Raw genomic sequence first — 4,920 nt, 5'->3', positions numbered from 1 at the left:
CCAAGACGCAAAGTTTCTTTGTTCTTTCTTTGCGGCTTGGCGTCCTTGCGTCATTGCGTTTTTTCGCAATTTCCGTTTTTTCGCGAACTGAGCCACTACCGAAATATGCGGGTTAAGGACAGCAAAAGAAAACAAGGGTATACTCAGTCGCCTATTCATTGCATCTGCCCACACCATGAATCTTGCTGCAGAAGACATCCGGTTCATCAAAGAGCACCTCGGGGAGTGGCTCGCCGAGCAGTCGTTGGGCAAGCCGCCGGCGGTCTATGAGATCGAGCTGCGCGAGCGGATGGTGCGCGTGGAAGAAGAGCTTAAGAATCAGCGCGAGCTGATCAAGACCATCCTGGAGCAGATGGATAAGCGCTTCGATGCCACGCAAAAGGAGATGGACCGGCGCTTCGAGGCCATGCAAAACGAGATGAACCGGCGTTTTGATGCCGTCGACAAGCGATTCGAAACCTTGCAGAACGAGATGAACCGGCGCTTCGAGGTACTGACCAGGCGGATCGATCGTTTCATGATCTGGTCATATGCCGTTACCTTGACCGTGGGCGGTCTTGTCGTGACTCTACTGAAGTTATTGCTTTGAGCCAAAAGGTTGAAGGGCATACTCGAATCGCCTGTTTACTGAGGAATTGGACGATCAGATCATCTACATACCGCCGTAGGCAATTCGCCATCATTCCGCCCACCGACGAGGAGGAACCGCTACGCGAGCCCTAGGAGCCTGTCCGACTTGCGCGTTCGTAGCGAGGGATCGCGGGGCCGAGATAGATTTTTCGCGCGATTGAGGCGAATAGTGGACCTATTTAACGAAATCGCGCGGAAAATATGACCGGCATCTGCGGTTCCGCAGTAGGACAGTCGTAAGTCGGACAGGCTCCTAGATACTATGTTGTCGGGAATACTCGTGCAATCGCCTGTATCGGGGATCTTCCGTCAACCGCGGTGATTCATGTGCAATCGCGTCCAGACATTGCTCTATGTCAGGAGGCGCCAACGGTTGGCGATCAATTACCGCGTCCAAGAAATCCAAGGCATCCGCGGGAAAACGCCCTGCCAATCCGGAGTCGTACAGCAGATGCACAACATAGTCGGGGTGTTCAATCGATCCTAGCCAGTCGCGGACCGCGGACAGCGCGGCGGAAAACTCGCCGCGCGCCGCGATGCTCATGCGAGCGAGAGACTCGGCAATGCCATTCGAGGCAAGATCGCGCGACTTGGGCCACAGGTCTTGCCAGAACGGCCAGATTCGGTTTTTCCAGTAGTCCTCCCGTTGCTCGCCGGCACTCTCCAGGGCTTGGAAGAGCGCCTGCGCGGCCTGTTCCAATCCTTCTCGGGGTAGTGAGGCAAGGGCGGCACGATAGTCCTGGGGCCTATAGCCATCCATCGGGTCCAACGCGGCATAGGTGAGGAATGCGGCGTATCGACCGCTGTGCTCACCCAATTCCGCATAATGATGAGCGGTCGCGAGGAATTGCGGCTTGAATGCGAGCAACAGCGGTTGGTACAGGCGGGGAGACCAGAGGAAGCCCTCCCAGGCTGCTTTCGCCTCGTTCAGATTGGTCTCCCAAGTGAAGAGCGGTAGCAGGTGTGCCTCCGTCCAGGGTCGGTCTACGCGGAACAAGGGGATCAGCTGCGATGCCAACAGGACCCTACCGTGACGGAATTTGCGTACCCCGACGTCGCAGAGCCGAGTGAAGATCGGCTCGATGTTCCCCGGCAACCCGTCGTTGTCGTTCGGTTCGCGCTTGAACCATAGATTCAGCAACGCTTGGGTGACATGGCCGACCGGGTGGTTGATGGCTCGGGCGACGGGCCCATCGGTGTCCCCGTCGTCCGGGTGAGGCAATGCCAGTACGCGGTCGCACAAGCCCAGTAGTACAGCCTCATGCCGATCGATCGACTTGGAAGCTGCCATCAGCCACGAAGTGACACTGCGCGCAATCTTCTGAAGAACCTCGTCAGGCATGGTTCGTACCAGCGGCGCCGCAAACCGCCACGACCGAAGTACCTTGTCTTCCGCACTCCAGGCTTGCAGGGCTTCTTCCCAGCGTCCTGCCGGCCAAACCCCCTCTTGGGCAAGGTCGCACAAGGCGTAGCAGCTATGAAAGAACCGGTCGCGACAGGTCTCACGCCAGGTGTCCCTGTAGGAAGACCATTGAGCGGGCGGCGGTTGTCTGAGCCACTTGACCAGATCCCGCCGCTTACGGGGCGCGATGTCAATGTTGTGTCTAGCCTCGTAGTCAGGATCCCCGGTACCGCTCACCCAGAGTGGAAACTCGACGTGCTCGTGGCCCGCCAACGTCCATTCCGGATTTGCCGCCGACAACTCACCGAACCGCCGCGCGGCGGCATCGCCCAGCTCACCGCTACCTTCTCGAAGCTTGGCGAGACGCAGCCAGACCGAGCGATCCACCAGCGACTGCCAGTCATCAGGCTCGATGTCATCCCGGTACATGGTACGTGGCGGCCCCGCGAGAATCCTTGCTCCCAGCCTGGCCCCCGCCTCCGGTGAGAGGTTAGCGCCTTGCAACACCAGCAAACGCATCGTTTCCCGTCTCGTACCGATAGACCACAACCACCGTGCATCATCGGCGATGAGCCAACCGACCCATTGATCGGGGACAATGCAGCCGTCCCGACTGGCGGCGAATAGCGCCAATCGCTTGAACGTCGAATAGGGCAAATCGAACCAGCCCTGCGCGATCTCGGTTGCCTGCGTGGGATCCCTTTTTCGTACCGCCAGCCAGGCATTGCGCAGCAGCTCGATCAGCACCACCCAATCGTGGAAACCCCGGTTTTGCCGATGCGGGGTAATCGACGGCAGATCCCAGTATGAGCGGTCACGGTGGTCATCGGCTTCGCCCAGTTCACGAAACAAGTCCAGTGCGTCGCGCAGTAGTTGCTGAAAGTCGTCTAACAGTGCCGGCAAGGCTTCATGCCAGCGTTCGCCATTCCGATCTCTGAGCAAGTAATGTACATGGTCGGCCGCCGGCACCAGTTTCCAGTCAACCAGTTGTCTCAGGTGCTCAGAGGTGCCGTCATCAACATCGGTTTTACCCCAGGGGGAGGGCTCTTTCAGCGCGATCTTGGGCGCGAGTAGCTCGCGCAACTCGAGACGTAGCGTTGTCGTCAGTCCTTCGCGTTTCAGCCGATTATTCCAGCGGTCGAGATCCGGGGCGAGCCTTGACGACTTCACACGACCCGCCAGTAGCAAGCGCCATAGCGTCCGCATCGGCGGCCCCGGGATGGCGTTGGGGGCGTTGGCGCGAATGTCCTCCAACTCGGCTGTCTTGCCTTCCTGTTCGAGGCGCGCAAAGCGATCCAATTCGTGCTCGATCAGCCAAGGCAAGCGGTCGTACCGCTGACTACCGTGTTGTGCCAACCAGATGATCAGCGCCGGGTCGTTCAGGTGCCGTGTTAGCCAGCGGGCCAGATGGAACATCACGTCATCCCATTGGCTGCCTGCTATTCCCCCGGATGCCAGGGACATCCAGGGTGCGCAAGTATAGGGCGCAGGGCGGCGGATCAGGCTGAAACGGAGCTTGTCGTCCGCCTCGGCGCCTGGGGGAACGCCAAAGCGGACCAAATCACCGTGCCCATAGCGATCCACGGAAAAGGCTTCCAGCCAGGCCAGTGTTGGCGCCGGGTTGAAATCCGCGAATCGTTTGGCCGGCAATCCGGATGCGTCCGACAGGGCCCAGAGCATCCGACCCACGAAATCATCCTGCCGCGTGCTGGCCGTGGGTTGCGCAAGGGCGTGAACGGCGACTATACGCTCTTTGCCGAGGATGCCGTCTCGGTAGGTTTCGGCCCAGGCCTTCAGAGTGCGATGTAGCGCCGAATGGTCGCGGGTGCCTGAAGCCACTTCGTAAAGGATAGGCGTGACGCCCTTGGCCGCCCACTCGATGGTTTTTGGGCCCTCTTGCCCAGGCTCGTAGTCGGTTAGTGCATAGGCCTGTGGGGTGTCCTCCCCCAGCATCCGGTCGGCGGCCAAGGCGTCCATCATGTAGCGCAGCACCGGGTCATCGATGCTGTAACCGACGAAGCAGACCGTATAGTTACGGAACAGCTCGCTCACAAAGCGCGCCGCCCAGCATTCGATCAAGTAGGCCCGGCCGAAGTCGCCACTGGTGAGGACCAACCGATGCAAGGCGCGGTCGTCCGGCTTGTCCGGCAGCAGACCATGCAGATACACCAGCCCGTCCCAAAGACTGCTCTTCGGAATGGGCAGCATCGGCGCCGCATGGGAGTTGAGTGACTGCTTGGTCCGCTCGGCCACCTGCTCGAAAACCCGGTCGAAATTGGTGGTCACCAGGCGTAGCGCCCCTTCACGATCGCGCGCCAGTTGCAATAATGCGGTATGAGTATCGGTCGCCCCTTTGCGGCGCAGATCAGGCTTCAAGGCTTCCGCCAGCTTGGTCCGCACGGCAATCCGCGGTCTGGGTGGCGGTCCGGGTAGACGCCGCTCCAGCAGATCCAGCGTGGCGTCATACTGGTTACGCGAGTAGGCATCTTGCTCGACGGGTGTACAAGTAGTACCCACAAGACGATAGATCTTGTCGACCAGTCCCTTGAACCCCGGCAACCCGGCCGGATAGGAAATGCCCGCCCCGCAGAAGAACACCACGCGACCTTCCTCGTGCGCCTGTAACAGGGCATCGGGGATATCCGGGCCATTAGTTATGAATTGCATGTTCCCTTCACGTTTTTCATCTCGGACAAACTCCGGTTCGACCCGGTAGGCGTCGGATAGGGGGCAATGCCATTAAGTTAGCTGCCGGCCGCTGATCGTGGTAGGTCGGGTTAGGCGCGTGCTTCGGTGTTCGGTTGGGCCACAGGATTGGGGCGCGCCGTAACCCGACAGACGATGCTGCGAGCCAACCTGGGATGTCGGGTTACGGCGCGTTCAACCTC

The 4,920-nt window shown here is 59.8% G+C and carries 2 protein-coding genes; one reads left to right on the top strand and one right to left on the bottom strand.

What is annotated here, in order from left to right:
* The first annotated feature begins 175 nt into the window (after positions 1-175).
* The gene (locus BQ17_RS00235; RefSeq protein ID WP_089723754.1) at positions 176-589 is read left to right on the top strand and encodes a hypothetical protein; all 414 of its coding nucleotides are present in this window, start codon (positions 176-178) and stop codon (positions 587-589) included.
* A gap of 294 nt (positions 590-883) precedes the next feature.
* On the opposite strand, the gene dsr1 is transcribed toward BQ17_RS00235, so the two are convergent.
* Positions 884-4,699 carry an anti-phage defense-associated sirtuin Dsr1 gene (gene dsr1 / locus BQ17_RS00230; RefSeq protein ID WP_089723753.1) on the bottom strand — a complete coding sequence of 1,272 codons (3,816 nt, stop codon included), beginning with the start codon at positions 4,697-4,699 and terminating at the stop codon, positions 884-886.
* Between the last annotated feature and the right edge of the window lie 221 nt (positions 4,700-4,920).

The sequence above is a fragment of the Candidatus Thiosymbion oneisti genome, from assembly GCF_900092655.1.
Taxonomy (GTDB): domain Bacteria; phylum Pseudomonadota; class Gammaproteobacteria; order Chromatiales; family Chromatiaceae; genus Thiosymbion; species Thiosymbion oneisti.
The sequence above is the reverse complement of the archived record's forward strand: the minus strand, read 5'-3'. Positions and strand labels throughout refer to the sequence as shown.

Coding starts and splice junctions, on each gene's coding strand:
- BQ17_RS00235 (WP_089723754.1), top strand. CDS start 176: ATGAATCTTGCTGCAGAAGACATCCGGTTCATCAAAGAGCACCTCGGG.
- dsr1 (WP_089723753.1), bottom strand. CDS start 4,699: ATGCAATTCATAACTAATGGCCCGGATATCCCCGATGCCCTGTTACAG.